We start from the raw sequence: 20,444 nt of genomic DNA, 5'->3' as shown, positions 1-20,444 counted from the left end.
AATATAGCATGAATTTTAATCTATCGCAAGAAAACAAGGAAGTCAAAAGACTGGCGGCTGATTTTGCGAATAAAGAAATCGCTCCGAATATCGAAAAATATGAGAGCAACGGGGCGTTCCCGAAAGATCTTTTGCGATCGATGGGAAAACAAGGTTTTTTTGGTGCTTGTTTTCCTGAAAAATATGGTGGTTCGGAACTGGGTTTTTTAAACCTAGCTCTCATTGCTGAGGAAATTGCCCGGGTCTATCCTGCTATTTCCTATGGCTTCAATATGCAAGCGATGACGTGCCCGTTTACGATTCTGAATTGGGGAACAGAAGAACAAATTGAAAAATATGTTCCGGATTTAATCATGGCAAATACGATCGGTATGTTTGCCTTGACGGAACCGGGCGGAGGTTCCGACGCGGCAGGTGCAATGAAAACGACGGCCAGACGTGACGGGGACGAGTACGTGATCAACGGCCAAAAGGTATTTATTACATTCGCGAATGAAGCAGATGTCGGCGTCCTTTTTGCGAAAACGGAGCCTGATGCCGGACATAAAGGTATTTCGGCTTTTATCATCGAAACGGACCGCCCAGGTTTTGAAGCACGTCCCATTGCAATGAGCGGGTTAGGGAATGCAGTTCGCAGTTGCGAAGTGTTTTTCGATGATTATCGAATTCCAAAGGAGAACTTGCTCGGGGAAGAAGGAAAAGGGTTTAAAATTTGCATGAACGCGCTGGATTATGGGCGACTCACGGTTCCATCACGCCTTGTCGGGATCGCCCAAGGTTGTATCGATGCATCGTTGAACTATTGTGATGAGCGAGTCGTCGGTGGCCAAAAAATAGGTGAATATCAAATGATCCAACATTTAATCGCGGACATGGTTGTGGAAACAGAGGCAGCAAGACTGATGGTCCACAAGAGCGCGTTTCTGAAAGACAATCGGGAAGCGGCGACCAGGGAAAGCGCCCATTCCAAATACTTCGCTGCTGAGATTACGACAAAAGTGGCGAAATCGGCGTTCGAAATTTTTGGCGGGTATGCCCTCGCTGATGAATACCCGGTAATGAAATTTTTGAATTACGCCAACATGTTGCACACGGGCGAGGGTTCAGCCAACATTCAACGGGTGCTGATCGCCGAAGATGCCTTGGATTGGAAAGACGCGAACAGACATAATATTCCAAGGCGCTTTGAACTTAGCAGTGATATAAGGTAAGAGGTGTGTTCAGAAATTGGTGGAAATAGATGAGAATCTGGACACGCGTTCCATGTTTATCAGTCAAAAACGCCTCGATATCAGCCAAATGTTGCAATATATCAGCTAAAACAAATGGTTTATCAGCCATTCCGAGTTGGGGGGCAGAACACTAGCAGTCGAGAGGAGGAGAACAATGAATGTCGGTGAATTGTACACATTAAATTGTGCTCATTTAGGCGAAAAGCCTGCTATTATTTGCGAAGGACAGTCTATCAGCCACCGGGAATTGGAAAAAAGAACGAACCAGGTTGCTCATCTATTAATGAGTATGGGATATAAGAAAAATGATCGGATCGCGATTGTGGCGAAGAATCATATCGAATACCCCGTTATCATTATCGGGGCTGCGAAAGCAGGGGTTTCTTTTACACCCATTAATTATCGCATGACCGAAGAAGAAATCGCGGGTTTGTTACAGCATTGTCGACCCAGGGGATTATTTTTTTCCGAAGAATACCTTGATATAGTAGAAAACCTGAAAGCTCATATTGGCGTGAGCGATTATTTTAACATCGACAATTTTGCATCCATGGAATTAAACCTTCAACCCAATCACAAACCGCAAATCGAGCTTGAGAGTCAGGATATTTATTATATTGGATACACGTCCGGAACGACGGGCACACCGAAAGGCAGTGTCGTTTCGCATGAATCACGAGGCATGCTCATATTGATTAACGCTGTCGAATTTGGCATCGGCACGGGTGGTGTCCATTTAGTAGCCGGTCCTATTTACCATTCAGCTCCCCATGTGTTTTTACTTACGCAGCTCGTGATGGGCGGTACTGTTGTATTAATGAAAGAATTTGATCCCGAAGAAGTGTTAAAGCATATATCCGAATATCAAGTGACTAATATGTTTATGGCACCTACCATGTACAACTTTGTATTGGACCTGGATGAACGAACGAAAGAACGTTATGACATTAGCAGCGTGAAAACCATGATTTCAGGAGGCTCTTCGTTACCAACAAGAATAAAAGAAAAAATCACGTCCGAATTCGCAAATGCAGGCCTATATGAGTTTTACGGAGCTTCCGAGACCGGTGTCAACACGCTTTTATATCCACATGAACAGTTGCAACGGCCCCAATCAGCCGGTAAAGCGGCCCCGTTTAACGACATCAAAATCTTGGATGATGAGGGAAATGAAGTACCAACCGGTGAAGTCGGAACGATCTACACAAAAAACCCGTACTATTTTAAAGGATATCTTGATCGCCCGGAAGAGACGGCAAAAGTCTTCCATCATGATTATATAACGGCCGGGGATTTAGCGACAAAAGATGATGACGGTTACATCTATATCGTCGGCAGAAAAAAAGATATGGTCATTAGCGGTGGCGTCAATATTTTTCCGGAAGAAATTGAAGAAGTGCTTTACAAACATCCCGATATAAAAGAAGCGGCTGTCATCGGTGTTCCGGATGAGAAATGGGGTGAGTCGCTCAAAGCCTTTATCGTATCGAGAAATAACGATCTAAAAGGAGACGCCGTTATTGATTTTGTGAAGCAACACCTTGCCAGTTATAAGAAACCAAAGATCGTAGACTTTGTAAATGAACTGCCACGGAATGCATCCGGCAAAATACTTAAAAGGGAATTGCGGCAACCGTACTGGGAGCAGACGGGCACTAAACGTTAATGAAACAAGGGAGGGGATCCATGTGGTTGGGATTACAGGCTATGGAGCGTACATTCCATTTAGTCGATTAAAAAAGAAAGTCATCGCGGAGGCATACGGGGAAAAAGGAGGTTCCGGTGAGAAGGCAGTCGCAAACCACGATGAGGATAGTTTGTCGATGGCAGTAGAAGCGGCCATAGATGCAAAGGCGGACGCGGGCAATTTCAATGCAGATGTCGTTTTCTTCGCGTCCACCACGCCCCCATACAAGGAGAAGCAATCGTCCGCCATTATTCGGTCAGCGCTGGATTTTAAGCGGAACATCCGTTCAACCGACGTGACCGACTCACTTCGGGCAGCTTCCGGAGCACTATTATCCGCTGCAGATGCTGTGAAATCAGGAGAGAAAAGCGTGTTAGTTACAGCTTCAGATACGCGGGTAGGCGGAGCTCAGGGAGGGTTTGAATCGTTACTGGGGGATGGCGCTGCCGCATTTTTGATCGGAACGGAAAACGTCTTGGCAACGATTGAAGACAGCAAGAGCATTACGGTAGATATTACCGATCAATGGCGATCTTCTGCGGATGATTTCCTTAAATCGTGGGAAGAGCGCTTCGGCGTTGAAAGCGGTTATAACCAACTCGTGTCCGATGCTGTTCATGACCTTTTAACATCTAACGACCTACAGACGACTGATATCTCGAAGGTGATTCTGGCAGGACCAAAGGAAAGGTATCAGAAAAAACTGGCGGCTACGCTCGGATTTTCCGATGATCAGGTTGTGTCCGGCCATGAAAATCGCATCGGCCATTGCAGCACTGCGCAGGCTCCCATGTTACTCGTAGACTGTTTGGAAGAAGCACATCCGGGCGATTTGATTGTAATGGCCACCTATGGGTCGGGCAGTGACGCTATGCTATTTAAAGTAACAGAAAACATCCGTTCATATGCTCCGCGTATGGGATTTGCAAAACAATTGCAATCAAAAAGAGACAACCTTCCCTATACAACTTATTTGAAATGGAAAAACATGCTCCCGACGGAAGCTGGTCGGCGTCCGGAGATTCCGCAGCCTTCCGCTCCTGCCATGTATCGACATCAAGAGCAAAATCTAGAAGGGTACGGAAGCGTCTGTACGTCTTGTGAAACCCCGTTCTTTCCTAAACAGCACGTTTGCGCGGAATGTGGAGCAATCCAGCAAATGGAACCTTATAAATTTACGGACAAAAAAGGGAAAGTGGTCACGTATACCTCCGACTACTTAGCGGTCTCTCCGGATCCGCCTTCCACGTTTAATGTGATCGATTTTGAAGGTGGCGGCCGCATGATTTGTGAAATGGTCGATTATCATTTGGATCAATTGGCGGTAGGGATGGAAGTTGAGATGACGTTTAGACATCTTTATGAAGCAGGAAGTATCCATAATTATACGTGGAAAGTTCGGCCAAAACGATAGGAGGGTTCGACATTGGCAAAAAGCATCGCGGATCAAGTTGCCGTCGTCGGCATGGGTTGTACGCAGTTTGGAGAAAAGTGGGATAAAGGTCCGGAAGACATGATTTTAGATGCATCCGTGGAAGCATTTACAGATGCAGGAATTGAATCCGAAGATTTAGACGCGGCATGGTTTGGAACGTTGTTGACGTCGGGCTCAGGGTTAATGGTTTCCAAAACGCTCAAAACCGGGTTTATTCCCGTCACGAGAGTGGAAAATAAATGTGCTTCCGGTTCGGAAGCTTTCCGAAATGCCTGTTATGCCGTGGCTTCCGGAGCATATGATGTCGTCTTGGCGGTAGGGGTTGAAAAATTGAAGGATTCCGGGTTCAGCGGTCTGCCCAATACAGATCCGGATCCGGACGGCACCCGGCCCAATATCAGCGCCCCTGCTGCTTTTTCGTTTTTAGCGCCCGCTTATTTTGAAAAGTATGGACTTACTCCTGAACAGGGAAAAGAAGTACTGTCTCGCATTGCATGGAAAAACCATAAAAACGGTGCGTTGAATCCGAAGGCGCAGTATCAAAAGGAAGTGCCAATGGATAAAATCATGAACGTGCCCATGGTTGCCGATCCTTTAGGGGTTTTTGATTGTTCCGGGGTGTCTGACGGGGCCGCTGCCGCGGTGATCGTTCGGACAGAAGATGCTCATAAATACCGACACGATCCCATGTATGTGAAAGCTTTAACGATTGCTGCAGGCACAGGTGTTGGAGCGATCCACCAAGATTTTGATTTTACAAGCATTAAGGAAAACAATGCCGCGGCAACGACGGCTTATAAACAAGCGGGAATTAAAAATCCGCAAAAAGAAATCAGTATGGCGGAGGTTCATGATTGTTTTACACCGACCGAATTAGTCATTTATGAAGATTTGGGATTTAGCGAAAGAGGCGAAGGTTGGAAAGATGCTTTAAACGGAAAATTTGATTTGGATGGGGACCTTCCCGTCAATCCCGATGGAGGCTTGAAATCGTTTGGCCATCCCATTGGAGCAAGCGGACTGAGAATGTTGTATGAAATGTATAAGCAATTTCAGGGAAAGGCGGAAAAACGTCAAATCGAACATCCAAAACTTGGATTAACCCATAACTTAGGCGGACGGCCGTGGGAATGTGTTTCTTTTCTTTCCATCGTAGGAAAAGAATTAGGCTAAAGTTTTCGAGGAGGTTTCAGAATGTCGGACAAACAACAATTAATCGGCTTGGAACTTGAGCCGTATCATTTTGATGTAGAGAAAGGAAAAATTAAGGAGTTGGCAATGGCAATTGGAGATGACAATCCTATCTATTTTAGTGAGGACGCGGCTAAAAAAGAAGGGTTTGAAGGGATTCCTATTCCATTAACGTTCTTGCAAGCGATTGATTTGTGGGGTGGATATACGTTTGATAAGAAGGTGGAAGTGCTCGATATAAACCCGGTGAAGGTTCTTCACGGAGAACAGGAGTATGAAATCATCGGTGATATATATGCGGGGGACCATGTAACCGTTACTTCTAAAGTGATTGATGTAAGAGTAAAAGAAGGTGCCTCCGGAGGAATGAATCTAATAACGACTGAAAACATCTATACCAATCAACATGATAAAAAAGTTGCCATTGCCAGAAGCACAACTATTGAACGACATTGATCAATAGGAGGAGATATTATGTTCTATGAAGATATAGAAGTTGGCGAGCAGTTGCCGGTGATTGAAAAAGATCCGATAACGCGAGTGCAATTGGTGAAATACGCCGGTGCTTCCGGGGATTTTAATCCATTGCACACGGATGAAGACGTTGGCGAGCAAGCCGGAACCGGTTTGATCGCTCATGGAATGCTGATTATGGGGATGGCGGCCGAGGGTGTGACTACATGGATGCCCAGAAAAAACGTGAAAAAATTTAATGTGCGCTTTCAAAAGATGACTTATCCCGGTGACAAGATACGGGTCGAAGGCTCTATTTTGGAAAAGAAAGATGATCATCGGGTTGTGGGTGAAGTTCAAGCGGTGAATCAGGATGGGGAAGTGAAAGTAAAAGGGAAATTCGAATGTGAACTCCCAGCAAAATGATTTCCATTTGTCACTATTCACCCGGTTAAGACCCGAACAGAGGGAAAAATCTTACCCAAGGGTATCCAACCACACAGTTAACGTCCAACAAAAACAAAAAAGGCGATCATTGGGTATCTAATAGCGCTCCTTAGGAACGGGAATCGGGTTGAGCTGATTGAAAAAGTGCTCCAACCGGGCTGGTTGGAATGTGAATCATGGTTAAAAACCTTGGGTGATCACACCTGCCTTAGTTTATTTGACAATTCATAAGTAAAATAAAGTGGAATTTATCAGAGGACGGATTTTACTCTGACAGTTAGTTGAATGAATCGGGTGCTCATCACCGGGATAAAGAGAAATAATCGTAATCGCCGGGGAGTAGCGGCTGCTCTGATTTTGAGGCTTCCGGGGTGCATATGATCACCCTTTCTTGACCTGTAAAGAAAGTGACTCGAAGGACGTACATAAAAAGGAAATTAAAATGCAGTCACCAAAGACCGATTCAGAGCAACGCAATCCGGTATATATGTCGCTGTGGTAAGGAACGAGATTAAGTGAAGCAATGAGAGCAGAGGAGCTATTACAGAAAATAAAAAAGACTACCCTTTTAATCGGAAGAACTGTTTGAAAGGGTTTTAATTTTTATTGACAAAAATTATTGTGGTATATAAAATGCGCTTATCTTATTTGGAAGCGATTCCATAAATTGAAACTAAAAATATAATATTTTTTCAAAGAGAATTATAGTTGCCAACAATTTAAAAACACAACTTCAGGAGGTGCGACTATTGAACTATCATCGTTCTAGCGTTTTTATTTTGCTGTTAGTGGTGGGATTTATATTATCAAGCTGTTCGAATCCAAGAGCTTCATCGGAAACGCTTGAAATAGGCGAAAATGGTGAACAAATGCCGGAAGATATGGTGTGGAGTGTATATGATATTAATGCCGGGGGATATGCAGAGGCGTCTGCTGTGGCCAATGAGATTACAGAAGCATATGGCACGCAAATACGCATGCTTCCATCTTCAAGTGGTGTTGGCCGCATGATGCCTCTTTATTTAAGAGATGCGGATGTCGGCAAAATTGGAGATGAAGTTAAGTTTGCATTTGAAGGGACGGAGGAATTTTTCCATCTAGGCTGGGGTCCTCAAGATATGCGCGCCATATGGGCACCGATTGCCCCATTTGGTATAGCTGTGCGCGAGGACTCAAATATCGAATCAATTGAAGATTTGGAAGGAATGCGCGTTCCTCATATTAGCGGAAATACGTCCATTAATATAAAGACAGAGTCTATACTTGCTTTCGGCGGATTGACCTTTGATGACGTCGATGTCGTTGAATTTAACGATTATGGGGGACAAGGAGAGGCGCTAATTCAAGGTGAACTTGATGTTGCGTCGATCAATCCATTAGCCGGAGGGATGTTTGAAGCGGATAGCCTTGACGGGATTCGCTGGTTGCAAATGCCGGCGTCCGATGAAGAAGGATGGGATCGAGTTCATGACGTTGCATCCTGGTTTAATCCAAGAGAAATAGATGATGGTGCCGGGATGACCGATGTGAATGAAATTTTAGGACATGCTTATTTGTTTGCTGGATATGCAGACCAAGATGAGGAAGATATGTATGCATTTACGAAATCTATGGTCGAGCAGTACGAGAACTATGAAGGGGCGACCGCCAATATGTGGACCTATCACCCTGATGAAATCGTTGCGAGTCCGGCAGAAATGGGCGTGCCTTATCATGAAGGTTCCATCCAATATCTTGAAGAAATTGGAATATGGGATGAAGAGAAGCAAGAAGAGAATGATGCCTTAATTGAGCGTCAGGAACAGCTTCAAGAAGCGTGGACTATTGTTCAGGAGGAAGCAGAAGATATGAATCTATCCGAGGACGAACAAGAGGAGCACTGGTTAGAGCGAAAAGAAGAGCTAGTGCCGGAGGACTTCTAGAGAAGTGTCTAACTTAGAATGGAGGGATAGGTTTTGAATCGTATACACGGACCTTGGAAAGTCATTGTTATCATCGCGACGCTTTTAGGGGTATTATTATCCGTTAATCATGTTTTTTATCTACGATTATTCGGATTTGCTCCGTTACAAAATGAATATTTATATTATTTACTTGCCACATTTATGTCAATCTCATTCCTAGTGTTGCCAGCTAAGAAAACAGATACCTCCATTCGTTATTACGATGTTATCTGTTTTGCGTTGACACTTGTCGCAACCCTTTATTTAGGCCTCAACAGTGAGCGCATTATTTTGGAAGGATGGGACTGGGTGGCACCGGTAGCACCGACCATTGCCGCGGTTGTACTATGGGTGCTTGTTCTTGAAATATTACGCCGGGCCGGAGGGAAGATTTTATTTGCCATTTGCGGTATCATATCGATTTATCCGCTTTTTGCCCATGTGATCCCGGTGTATTTTTTACAAGGGCAAAACTTCGACTTTATTACCTTGGCAAATAACCATATCATGAGTACAAATAGTGTGCTTGGTGTTCCTTTGGATACGGTGGGGTCATTGGTTGTTGGGTTCCTAGTGTTTGGCGTGATTCTCACACATACCGGAGGAGGTACGTTTTTCTTCAAGTTGGCGCAGTCGGTTTTTGGTAGTCAAAGAGGTGGAGAGGCGAAAGTTTCCGTTGCGGGGAGCGCATTTTTTGGGATGTTAAGCGGGAGTGCGATTTCAAATACCGTGACGACCGGTCAAATGACGATCCCAGCGATGAAGCAATCCGGATACGATTCCGAGTATGCGGCGGCCGTTGAAGCAACCTCATCAACCGGTGGAACGATTGCACCGCCTATCATGGGTTCTGCCGCTTTTATTATGGCATCGTTCGTCGGCGTTGCGTATTTAGAAATTGTAGTGGCGGCGGCCATTCCGGCAGCTTTGTATTTTATAGCTGTGTTTCTCCAGGTAGATGGCTATGCTGCCAAACATGATTTACGCGGGATTCCGAAAAGGGAGTTGCCACCGGTGTTAAAGACTTTAAGCCAAGGTTGGATTTACCTGGCAAGCATGATAACGCTGATTCTCGTTCTCGTGTTTATTCAATCGGAGGGACAAGCGCCGTACTATGCCAGCGCTTTAATTCTTATTTTGGCTACATTACGGAAGTCTACACGTTTTAGTTTGCAGAATCTCGGAGATATGATCGTGGACACTGGCAAAGTGCTTGGAGAAATTATTTCCTTGATTGCGGGTGTCGGTTTAATCGTAGGAGCTTTTTCTGCAACAGGCGTTTCCTTCTCATTCTCAAGAGAACTGGTTATGATGGCAGGTGATAATCTTTTACTGCTATTGATTGCCGGCGCGATCACAAGTTTCATTCTCGGTATGGGGATGACCGTTTCTGCAAGTTATATCTTTTTAGCTATTGTGTTGGCTCCTGCATTAGTAGGGGTTGGTGTTGATCCTATTGCGGCCCATTTATTCGTTCTATACTGGGCAACTGCATCTTACATTACACCGCCTGTCGCGCTTGCCTCGTTTACGGCATCCGGAATAGCAAATTCGAGCCCATTGAAAACATCAGTTGTATCGACAAAATTGGGTATCGTTACGTTTTTCATCCCGTTTTTCATTGTGTACCAACCTGCATTAATTTGGAGTGGCACATTGACGGAATCGCTACTTAGCATCGGTACGGCATTGGTCGGCGTCTTCCTTATTGCATCCGCGTTGCAAGGATATCTTATTGGCTATGGCAGCATGACAATGATTCACAGGGTCATTTTCTCTATTGGTGGTATCGCGATGCTAGTTCCTAACTTCGCAGTAAATATGATTGTCGTTACAATGTTGATAATCTTTTATGTTATTACTTATATAAGCAAGAAGATAGGGAATACAACGGAAGAAAACGTGAGTCAAAGGTAACATTAACAAGGAGGTTTCAATATGTCTAAAAGAGAAGCCATCGAACGATTACTGAACCCTGAATCGATAGCGATAGTAGGAGTATCCCAAGATTTTACATCCATCAGCGGAAAACCTATGAAAAATTTAATTCGACATCAATTTAAAGGGCAAATTTACCCGATAAATCCGAAGTACGAGGAGATAGCAGGCTTTACCTGCTATCCTAGCCTTCTCGACATTCCCGGAGAAGTAGACGTTGCTTTAATCGCCGTCTCTTCTAAAAGAATGATGCAAATTCTCTCCGAATGCGAGCAAAAAAATGTCCGCAGTGTGATTCTTTTCGGTTCAGGTTTTGCAGAAATCGGTGAAGAGGGTGAACGATTGCAAGAAGAAGTGCTGGAAAAAGCTAAAAAAGCGGGGATAACGATTTTAGGCCCTAACTGTATAGGTTTGTTAAATGTGAAGAAAAGCATTCCGCTCGGCTTTTCAACTTCGTTTGAGACAAAGGAAGGTTTTCTTTCCGGGAACGTAGGGTTCGCCTCTCAAAGCGGCGCCCTTGGTTTCTCCCTTTTCGGGTTGGCCCAAGAGGAAAACATAGGTTTCTCTCACGTTATTAATACTGGGAATCAGATCGACCTTCATACATTGGATTGTATCGCCTACATGCTGGAAGATGGGGATACAGATGTTGTGGCAGGGTATTTGGAAGGGATTCCTGATGGCGAAATGTTAATTCGATTGGCGAAAAGGGCCAAAACGTTAAAAAAACCGCTCATTGTCTTAAAAGCCGGTCGCTCAGAAATAGGAAGAAAAGCGGCGATGTCCCATACCGCTTCGTTAACAGGGTCTGATGAAACGTTCCAGGCAATCGCTAAGCAATACGGTTTGGTAACTGCCAATGATGTCGACGACATGATTGATTTAATGAAAGTTTTTTCCCGTGGAAAGCAATCAAACGGAAATCGAGTTGTAACCATTTCCAATTCCGGGGCAGCTGGCATTGCCATGGCGGATTACAGTGAACCCCTCGGATTAGAACTCGTCCGTTTGCCTAATGAAACACAAGCTAAAGTAGAGGAAATTATCCCGTCCTACGGATCTGCATTAAATCCGATTGATATAACGGCACAGGCTTTGAAGGAGCAACATATTTTCACAGACACCCTTGAGGTTTTGATCAATGAAGATGAGGTAGATGTCATCGTCATTCAAACGACATTCGGGGGAGAGTTAGGCCAAAAAATATGCAAAAAAGTCGCCGAAATTGATAAGACTACCGCTAAGCCAATTATCGTGACGATCACGGGAACGGCGGAGATTACAGGTGAGGGACGAACGATCTTGGAAAAAGCAAATGTGCCTGTTTATACGACGTCTTATAAAACAATGTTTGCGATCAAACATTTATCAAACTTCTCTCGTTTTAGCCGGGGACAAGAGCCAGATCAATTCGAGGATGGTGGCGTGCAAATAGAAGAGAATATAGATGCAACCGGCATTTGGACTGAAGTTCGTGTCAAAAAAGAACTAGATTCTTTAGGGATAAAGATTCCGCGAGGCACGCTCATTAAAGATCGTGCACACTTGCAGGAAGTAAAAACGAATGTCCACTATCCGGTCGTCTGTAAAGGAATCTCCAAAGATGTGTTGCATAAAACAGACGCCGGCAGTGTTAAAGCAAACATCAAAGATGCTGCCGAACTGGAAGAAGCTTATGAATCTATCGTTTCTTCCTTACACGTGTATAACCCTGATGCGGATGTTGAGGGTATTCTTGCTGAGGAGATGTTACAGGACGAAAGCGTTGAGATGTTTATAGGTGTTAAGGAAGACCCTCAGTTCGGGCCTTTGATTGTGTGTGGTTTGGGAGGTATTTTCGTAGAAGTATTGAAAGACATATCGATTCGCCGCGCTCCTATTACTGATAAAGAAGCTTTTGCGATGTTAAAAGAATTGAAAGGTTATCCTCTTCTCGAAGGGGTCAGAGGTGGAACAACGAGGGATATTCAGGCATTGACAGATGCCCTTGTGCGCATTTCCCAATTTGCTTCAACCCATCAAGAGCGAATTCAGGAGATGGATATTAACCCACTATGGGTATTTGAAGACGGCAAAGGGATTGCGGCTTTAGATGGCATTATTGTATGGAAACAAAATGAAGAGACTGTGGCAAAAGCAAAACCATTGATATAGCTGGAAAGTTAGAGAAGAAAGCGATAGCTGCCAGAGGTATGGCGAAAAAGATGATGAACGAACATTTGAACAAGGGTTTGAAAACCTTATTGGAGATGGAATTGCAAGGGCAGGATATATGCTTCCAGTCCGAAAATTTTAAAGAGCACTGCAGTTTACGGGGAGATAATACCAGAAAGGAATGATCGAGAATGATAAAACATTGTCAAGTCCCAAAACCGGAAGCAGTCGTTCAGGGTATGCATGATGCACATGGGCTCAACTTTTTTGAAACAGACCCAAATATGGAATTTTTACTTCGCTACTACGTATCGGAAGATGAATATGAAAAAGTACACCCGCTTTTGAGAGATTTGGGGGAGACAGCGGGCAATGAAGTGGATAAACTGGCACACGATGCGGATCGCAATCCTCCTGAATTGGTTTCTTATAATAAAAAAGGGGAACAAGTAAACCATGTAAAGTATCACTCTTCATATCTTAGGTTGGAAGAGATCGGATATGGCCAATTTGGACTTCCAGCAATGTCCCATCGCCCAGGTGTGATGAATTGGCAGACTCCTTTTTCCAGAGTTTTAAAATACTCATTTTGGTACTTATTTGCCCAAGGTGAATTTAGCCTATGTTGTCCAATGAGTATGACGGACTCGGCAGCAACTATTCTTGAAAAGTTTGCAAGCGATGAAATAAAAGAAAAATACTTACCTCGATTGACAAGCACCGATATGGATGAGCTTTGGACAGCCGGCCAATTTATGACAGAAAAACAGGGCGGATCCGATGTTGGCGCCAATACAGTGACAGCGAAGCAAGTTGGCAATCACTGGGAGATAACGGGAGATAAGTGGTTTTGTTCCAACGTGTCAGCTGACATAGCGCTAGTTCTCGCCCGTCCCGAGGGAGCGCAACAAGGATCAAAAGGTCTTGCAATGTTTTTGGTCCCTAAAAGATTAGAAAATGGTGAGCACAATGACTTTCGCATCAATCGATTAAAAGATAAGCTCGGAACAAAAGACATGGCTTCAGGGGAGGTCACCTTTGAAGGAGCCGTTGGATATGTCGTTGGAAGCATAGAAAATGGCTTTAAGCAGATGATGTCCATGGTTAATTCATCACGCCTTTCCAATGCCGTTCGATCAGCAGCATTGATGAGACGCAGCTATTTGGAATCGATTGTGGCATCAAGAGGAAGACTGGCTTTCGGTCAACAACTCAGTCAGCTGCCTTTGATGCGGGAAGGTCTTTTCGAAATGCTTCTCGATACAGAAGCAGCCGCATCCATGATTTTTTTTACAGCGAATGTGTTTGATAAGTCGGATAATGGTGATGAAGATGCCAAAAAATCATTGCGCATTCTAACGCCTTTACTGAAAGGTTATATTTGTAAGCGTGCTCGTTATGTTACTGCCGAGGCCATGGAAATTCGGGGCGGGAATGGATATATTGAAGATTGGGTAAACCCGAGACTCGTGCGCGATGCCCATTTGGGTTCCATCTGGGAAGGAACGACAAATATTGTTTCCCTTGATGTATTAAGGGCGATTCGCAAGGAAGATGCAGGCAGTACATTATTTCATCATTTTGAACAGCGGCTTTCAGGGTTGGAGAATGCTTATACTGAACGCGCGGCAAAGCTCATCCAGAAACGTACAAGTGTTATTTCCGGGCACATGGACAAAATCTCGCAAGAACAAACACGTACACATAATGTAGCGGCCAGGCGCTTTATGGAGCAAATGTATCATCTTATTGCTGCAAGTTTATTGCTGGAAGAAGCAGAGCACGATATAAACGTTAATGGTAATTACCGTAAGCTATTTCTGTGCCTTCATTATTATCATCGCTATATCAAAGCTGCAGACGATCTCACCTTGTTTGATCAGTCGGTAAGTGAATGGCTGGACACAGTCATTGATTGGGAGGAGATTCCCACGGACATCGTTGATGGATTGTTGCAAGCACTTGAGTATACCGAAACAAGGGGATGATTATAATTCCAAAATGGTATTTTGGATGGAACATTGTAGGGGCTGCTGCCGTCATTACGTTGTTGACAGTTGGCATGCGAATGGGTGTTGGCCCATTTGTTCTGCCTATTATGGAAGATTTAAATTTCACCCGTACCGAGTTGTCAACGATCATCGCGGTGGGAATGATTGTGTATGGCATCGGTATGCCAATCGCGGGTTATCTGGTAGAAAAATATAGCACAAATATGGTGCTTATTTTAGGGATTATAATCGTCACCATTTCTTGTGTATGGACCGTCCTGGCGCAACATCCGTTAAACTTTTTCATGGCATTCGGTGTCTTTTTATCATTCGGGCTTGCTTTTACGAGCCCGGTGGCACTTACACCGATCATTAGCCGCTGGTTTACGAAGCTTCGAGGCAGAGCGTTGTTTTATTTATCTACTGGCTCCATGGCCGGCATCGCCATCATGACTCCGGTGTTCTCATTTTTAATTGAACGGTTTGGGTGGCAGGCAACCATCTTATTGTTTGGCGCAGCTTTTCTTATTATCATCGTTCCGACCACCATATTCATTATCCGAGACCATCCGCCGGAAAGTGCGTCACTCCCGGATGTAAAACAAAATGCCCCGCAAGATCCAAGCCCTGCACTGACTTGGAAAAAAGCGATAGCTACACCCCCATTTTGGCTTATCGCATTTGGTTTATTTACATGCGGGTTTAGCATGAATCTCTTGGGCACTCATGGTGTGCCGATGCTGCAGGATCATGGATTTGCACCGATCACTGCTTCATTTGCGATTGGTTTAATCGGTATTGTCGCTATCCCGAGTACGCTGTTTTTAGGTGTTCTTTCAGACAAAGTGCAACGTAAGCACTTGCTCGCCTTAATTTATTTTGTTAGGGGTTTGGGAATGGTCGCGCTGGTTATCGTTACGGTCACTTGGCAGCTATATTTGGTGGCAGCCATAGCCGGCATCGTTTGGGCAGGCAGCATTGCCCTTTCTTCCGCGATATTGTCGGATGTATATGGGGTGAGACTTGTCGGATTGTTATATGGCTGGACATACTTCGGCCACCAAATTGGAGCGATGTTAAGTTCCTGGCTCGGGGGGTGGGGATATGATACCTACGGCACGCATCTGGTGTCTTTTGGAGTCACGGGCATTTTATTAGTAGCCGCGAGTATCGTTTCCTTATATTTAAGCAATACATTTAAACGAAAATAGGAATATAAGCCTGAGGAGATGATGCAATCGGGATGAATGGGTTTCCTTTTGGGGCACGCAAACGCAAGTGGCCGAAGTCGGGCCTGATAATAGGTCGGGAGGGCATTGAAATGACAGAGCATTTATTATATGAACGTAAAGAAAATACCGAGAGGATCACACTGAACAATCCTCAAAAATTAAACAGCTTACATCGCAGTACAGTCCGTGAGTTAGGTTCACATATGCGTGAAATCAGTAAGGATGATCAAATAACATCCGTTATCATTACCGGGATGGGTGAAAAATCCTTTTGTGCAGGTATGAATGTGGATGAATTTAATGGACTGACTCCACAAAGTGCACGCGGACTTATGGAAGAGTTGAAAGAAGTTTTTCAAATCGTTAGGACGATGCCGCAAGTTGTTATTGTGGCGATTAATGGATATTGCATTGGCGCCGCTATGGAGCTTGCAATGGCTGCGGATCTGCGAGTTGCATCCGAAAATGCAATGTTTGCTATGCCGGAAATTAATCTTGGTATTCCATCTGTCCTTGACTCTGTACTGCTCCAGCAACATGTTGGCTTAAGTTTGGCTAAAGAAATGCTATTAATCGGTGAAAGTGTATCAGTTGATCGAATCAATGACCGTGGCTTTATAAACAAAGTCGTCAAATTAGAAGATTTGATAGGTGAGGCAGAGGTTTTGGCCAGAAAAATTGGAAAAAACGATCGACAGACAATTGCCACTCAAAAACAGCTGTTTGAAACGTGGCAGAACTGTTCATTGGACATTGCCATTAAAGATAGTATTGATCAGTTTGCTCTCTCATTTACGACAGATGTTCCCCAAAATCGTTTGGATGAATTTCTTGCTTCAAAAAAGAAATAAAAATAGGTTTTCAACCATCAATATTAAACTTGGCAAAATGGATACATTTGTAATTTCAATCCTTATTTTATTTGACAAAAAATTTTTTCATAAGTAAAATAGAGACAAATAATTGTAAGCGGTTTAAAACGATCAAATGAGGAGTTGTTCCGGGTGTCAAATAGGGTGAGTGAAACGTTTGGAATTAAATATCCGATCATTCAAGGCGGGCTGGCCTATCTGGCATTTGCCGAGCTAGCCGCTGCTGTTTCAAACGCGGGAGGACTTGGTCAGATCACGGCTACGTTTTTTAATGATGCAAAGGATTTACGTGATGAAATCCGAAAAGTAAAACAGCTAACGAACCGTCCCTTCGGTGTTAATTTTGCTTTAGGAAGACGCCCGGTAGACCAATTTGTGGACGTGGCCATTGAGGAGGAAGTTCCTGCAATTTCCCTAACAGCGGGCAATCCAGAAAACGTTATTCAACAATTGGAAGGAACGAATATTAAAAAGCTCGTGCTCGTAGCCTCGGTACGGCAAGCGCAAAAGGCTGAAGAATTGGGAGCGGACGCGGTTATTGTCGTCGGAACCGAAGGTGGCGGCCATCTCGGCAGGGATGATGTAGGCACGATTGTTTTAGTCCCGAAAGTCGTTGATGCTGTATCAATTCCAGTGCTGGCAAGCGGGGGGATTGTAGATGGGAGAGGCTATGCTGCTTCCTTGGCCTTAGGGGCCGAAGGCATAGAAATGGGAACGCGGTTTATCGCGACAAAGGAGTGTATCGCTCATCCCCGCTATAAAGAAGCTATCGTAAATGCACAGGAAAATGAAACCATCATTATCAAAAAATCAATCGGCATCCCTGCGCGTGGCTTACGTTCGGAAGCGACGGAAAAAATTGCTCAAATGGAAGAAAAAGGGGCTTCATTTGAGGAATTATGGCCATACATCAACGGCGAAGCCAACCAAAAGTTCATTCAAGACGGTGATTTGAAGGAAGGATTCGGTTGGGCAGGCCAAGGGGTCGGACTGATTGACGATATCCCGAGCGTTGACCAGTTATTTTATCAAATTTTAAAGGAAGCAAACCTAGCAACCAAAAGGTTGGACGGCAACTTATAAAGGGAGAGGGCGCAATTGGATAGCGAATACTTAACTTGGCTAAAGAATGATTTTGAAGAGTCCCCTTTTTGGAAGCATATGGGGATATCCATGGATTATTTATCAGCGGGGGAAGCGAGAATAAAAATGCCGGTATCCGAAAACCAAATGAATTGCAATCAATACTTACACGGCGGGTCCATTACATCCCTGTTGGATTCAATTATTGGCGTAACCATTCGTTCATCCCAGGACGTTAGAGTAGCGACGATTTATTTAAATACACACTTTGTAGCTCCGGTGAAGGACGGAACATTGTATGCCACTGCAAACATCGTCCATCCGGGCAAAAGAATATTACCGGTGGAATCAAAAGTGGTTGATGATCAAGATCGACTGATCGCGATTGCAACTGCAGCTTTTACCATTTTACAAAAATAACAGCAAAGCAGGTGGATAAGTATATGGCTGTATTAGATGGAATACGGATTCTTGATTTGACGAGATTGCTGCCAGGTCCTTACTGCACGATGTTAATGGGGATTATGGCGCTGAAGTAATCAAGGTGGAGCAACCGGTCATAGGGGATTATGGCAGAAACACCGATCCTTTTATCGAAGGCTACAGTTCAAGGCACTTAGTGCTTAACCGAAATAAAAAGAGCATTACCCTTGATTTAAAAAGCGAAAAGGGAAAAGAAATTTTTAAAAATCTTGCCAAGGATGCAGATGTCATCATAGAGGGTTTTAGGCCTGGGGTGATGGATAAGTTGGGGTTATCTTATGAGCAAATGTCTGCCCTAAACCCGGGAATCGTTTATTGCTCGATTACTGGGTATGGACAAGATGGCCCTTACAGTCAGTTGGCCGGCCACGATATTAACTATATCGGATATAGCGGCGTATTGGGGTTGATCGGTGAAAAAAATGGCCAACCGATTATCCCAGGTGTTCAAATTGCCGATATTGGCGGGGGATCGTTAATGTCCTTGTCTGGAGTGTTAATGGCCCTTCTCCATAAAGAAAGAACGGGTCAAGGGCAATATGTAGATATTTCCATGATGGACGGGGTGCTTTCCTGGTTATCAGGTGTAGCCGGAGGCTATCTGGCAACGAATGAAAAACCGAAGCGAGGAGAGACAAGACTTTCCGGGCAAAAAGCATGTTACGGGGTCTATGAAACGAAAGATGGAAAGTATCTTTCCGTGGGTGCTTTGGAAGAAAAGTTTTGGGCAAGGCTTTGTCAACTTCTTGGAAAAGAGGGTTTTATTGACCGTTTGTCAGCCCCCGATGACGAGCAACAAGAGATGAAACAAGAATTACAACGTATTTTTTTACAAAACAATCAACAAGAGTGGCTGAATTTATTAAAAGAAGAAGAAACATGTGTGGGACCGGTTTACGATATTGACGAAGTGTTTGCAGATCCGCAGGTAATCGCCAGAGAGATGCTCGTTGAAAATGAACATCCGGCTCTAGGAATGCTAAAACAGATTGGATTCCCGATTAAATTTTCTACGGAAAAAGGCGATGTTAGACGAAGCGCACCGGACTTGGGTGAACATAATCAAGAATTATTGGATGAATTGGGATATTCTTCAACCGATATAGAGCAATTAAAACAGAGCAAAATCGTTTAATCGAGATGGAGGCAAAAAAATGAATTACGATTTTCCGGAAGACATTAAAATGTTAAAAGCGACGGTCAAGGATTTTGTATATGAAACAGTGGATCCTGTCGCCCATCAAATTGAAGAGACAGATGAAATCCCCAAAGATGTTATGGACAAGAGCAAGGAAATCGGTTTGTTCGGTTTAAGCATTCCCGCCGAATATGACGGCTTAGGCATTGACATGGTTGGGAAGTGCGCCGTATATGAAGAGTTGGGAAAGACCATTAATGGGTTTACGACCGTTATCGGTGCCCATACAGGCATCGGAAGTGTCGGCATTGTAGAAATGGGAACAGAAGAACAAAAGAAAAAATATTTGCCTCCAATGGCGAGAGGGGAATGGATCGGCGGTTATGCCTTAACCGAACCCGCGGCAGGCTCGAACGCTGCAAATGTCAAAACAACAGCTGTTCGCAAAGGTGATAAATATATTTTAAATGGTTCAAAACATTTTATCACCAACGGGACAATTGGAAATGTTTTCACGGTAATGGCATCTACCGATCCGGAAAAAGGCGCAAAAGGCATTACATCTTTTATTGTAGAAAGCGATTTTCCCGGATTTAAAGTAGGAAAAATCGAGGAAAAAATGGGATTGCACGGCTCTCAGTCTGTGGAATTGTTTTTCGAAGACTGTGAGGTGCCGGTTGAAAATGTTCTGGGCGAAGAAGGCAAGGGATACGTCAATGCATTAAAAATTCTTGCCAGTGGCCGCGCCGGCTTAGCGGCACGGAATCTAGGGTCTTGCGTGAAGTTACATGAAATGTCCTTGGACTACGCGATGCAAAGAGAACAATTTGGGAAACCGATTTTTGAACAACAAATCATTCAACATTATCTCGCCGATATGACGCTCGATATTGAGACATTGCGAGCGCTGACTTATAAAGTGGCATGGATGAGTGATCAAGGCCAGAACCTTATCAAGGAAGCAGCGACGGTGAAATTGCACGGAGCCGAAGTCTATAACCGGGTGGCCGACCTTGCCGTTCAAATCCATGGGGGGATGGGTTATATGAAAGAGTATCCGATTGAGCGCTACTACCGCGATGCCCGCATAACCAAGATTTATGAAGGAACATCGGAAATTCAAAAGAACATTATCGCGGGAAGGCTGAAAAAAGAATATCAATAA

At 44.2% G+C, this 20,444-nt stretch carries 16 protein-coding genes; all 16 read left to right on the top strand.

Annotated features, from left to right (window positions below; all coding sequences use genetic code 11):
• Window positions 1-8: 8 nt before the first annotated feature.
• Window positions 9-1,211: an acyl-CoA dehydrogenase family protein gene (locus HUG15_RS13250; RefSeq protein ID WP_200123558.1), complete on the top strand. Its 1,203-nt coding sequence runs from the start codon at window positions 9-11 to the stop codon at window positions 1,209-1,211.
• Window positions 1,212-1,386: 175 nt separating this feature from the next.
• Complete coding sequence (locus HUG15_RS13245; protein ID WP_200123557.1) at window positions 1,387-2,898, top strand: class I adenylate-forming enzyme family protein; 1,512 nt, start codon at window positions 1,387-1,389, stop codon at window positions 2,896-2,898.
• Window positions 2,899-2,920: 22 nt separating this feature from the next.
• Window positions 2,921-4,333 (top strand): 3-oxoacyl-[acyl-carrier-protein] synthase III C-terminal domain-containing protein, encoded by a 1,413-nt coding sequence (locus HUG15_RS13240; RefSeq protein WP_200123556.1) that lies wholly within the window; start codon window positions 2,921-2,923, stop codon window positions 4,331-4,333.
• A 12-nt stretch (window positions 4,334-4,345) separates the two neighbouring features.
• Window positions 4,346-5,527 (top strand): acetyl-CoA acetyltransferase, encoded by a 1,182-nt coding sequence (locus HUG15_RS13235; RefSeq protein WP_246516340.1) that lies wholly within the window; start codon window positions 4,346-4,348, stop codon window positions 5,525-5,527.
• A 21-nt stretch (window positions 5,528-5,548) separates the two neighbouring features.
• Window positions 5,549-6,001 (top strand): MaoC family dehydratase N-terminal domain-containing protein, encoded by a 453-nt coding sequence (locus HUG15_RS13230; protein WP_200123555.1) that lies wholly within the window; start codon window positions 5,549-5,551, stop codon window positions 5,999-6,001.
• An 18-nt stretch (window positions 6,002-6,019) separates the two neighbouring features.
• The gene (locus HUG15_RS13225) at window positions 6,020-6,424 is read left to right on the top strand and encodes a MaoC family dehydratase (protein ID WP_200123554.1); all 405 of its coding nucleotides are present in this window, start codon (window positions 6,020-6,022) and stop codon (window positions 6,422-6,424) included.
• 770 nt (window positions 6,425-7,194) lie between these two features.
• On the top strand, window positions 7,195-8,367 hold the full coding sequence (locus HUG15_RS13220; protein WP_200123553.1) for a TAXI family TRAP transporter solute-binding subunit: 1,173 nt from the start codon (window positions 7,195-7,197) through the stop codon (window positions 8,365-8,367).
• 33 nt (window positions 8,368-8,400) lie between these two features.
• A complete protein-coding gene (locus HUG15_RS13215; protein ID WP_200123552.1) occupies window positions 8,401-10,305 on the top strand; it encodes a TRAP transporter permease in 1,905 nt (634 codons plus the stop codon).
• A 21-nt stretch (window positions 10,306-10,326) separates the two neighbouring features.
• On the top strand, window positions 10,327-12,480 hold the full coding sequence (locus tag HUG15_RS13210) for an acetate--CoA ligase family protein (RefSeq protein ID WP_200123551.1): 2,154 nt from the start codon (window positions 10,327-10,329) through the stop codon (window positions 12,478-12,480).
• 191 nt (window positions 12,481-12,671) lie between these two features.
• Window positions 12,672-14,468, top strand: coding sequence for an acyl-CoA dehydrogenase family protein (locus HUG15_RS13205; RefSeq protein ID WP_200123550.1), 1,797 nt, complete (start codon window positions 12,672-12,674; stop codon window positions 14,466-14,468).
• On the top strand, window positions 14,465-15,682 hold the full coding sequence (locus tag HUG15_RS13200) for an MFS transporter (RefSeq protein ID WP_200123549.1): 1,218 nt from the start codon (window positions 14,465-14,467) through the stop codon (window positions 15,680-15,682). Before HUG15_RS13205 ends, HUG15_RS13200 begins: the two co-directional genes overlap by 4 nt.
• Window positions 15,683-15,792: 110 nt before the next feature.
• Entirely contained in the window at window positions 15,793-16,554 is a 762-nt protein-coding gene (locus HUG15_RS13195; RefSeq protein ID WP_200123548.1) for an enoyl-CoA hydratase/isomerase family protein, read from the top strand.
• 153 nt (window positions 16,555-16,707) lie between these two features.
• Window positions 16,708-17,658 carry an NAD(P)H-dependent flavin oxidoreductase gene (locus HUG15_RS13190; RefSeq protein WP_200123547.1) on the top strand — a complete coding sequence of 317 codons (951 nt, stop codon included), beginning with the start codon at window positions 16,708-16,710 and terminating at the stop codon, window positions 17,656-17,658.
• Window positions 17,659-17,673: 15 nt separating this feature from the next.
• Complete coding sequence (locus HUG15_RS13185; RefSeq protein ID WP_200123546.1) at window positions 17,674-18,078, top strand: PaaI family thioesterase; 405 nt, start codon at window positions 17,674-17,676, stop codon at window positions 18,076-18,078.
• Window positions 18,079-18,202: 124 nt separating this feature from the next.
• Window positions 18,203-19,276 (top strand): CaiB/BaiF CoA transferase family protein, encoded by a 1,074-nt coding sequence (locus tag HUG15_RS13180; RefSeq protein WP_246516339.1) that lies wholly within the window; start codon window positions 18,203-18,205, stop codon window positions 19,274-19,276.
• 19 nt (window positions 19,277-19,295) lie between these two features.
• Window positions 19,296-20,444 carry an acyl-CoA dehydrogenase family protein gene (locus HUG15_RS13175; RefSeq protein ID WP_200123545.1) on the top strand — a complete coding sequence of 383 codons (1,149 nt, stop codon included), beginning with the start codon at window positions 19,296-19,298 and terminating at the stop codon, window positions 20,442-20,444.

The organism is Salicibibacter cibarius (assembly GCF_016495725.1).
Classification (GTDB): domain Bacteria; phylum Bacillota; class Bacilli; order Bacillales; family Marinococcaceae; genus Salicibibacter; species Salicibibacter cibarius.
Note: the sequence above shows the minus strand (reverse complement) of the source record. Positions and strands in the feature narration are given on the sequence as shown.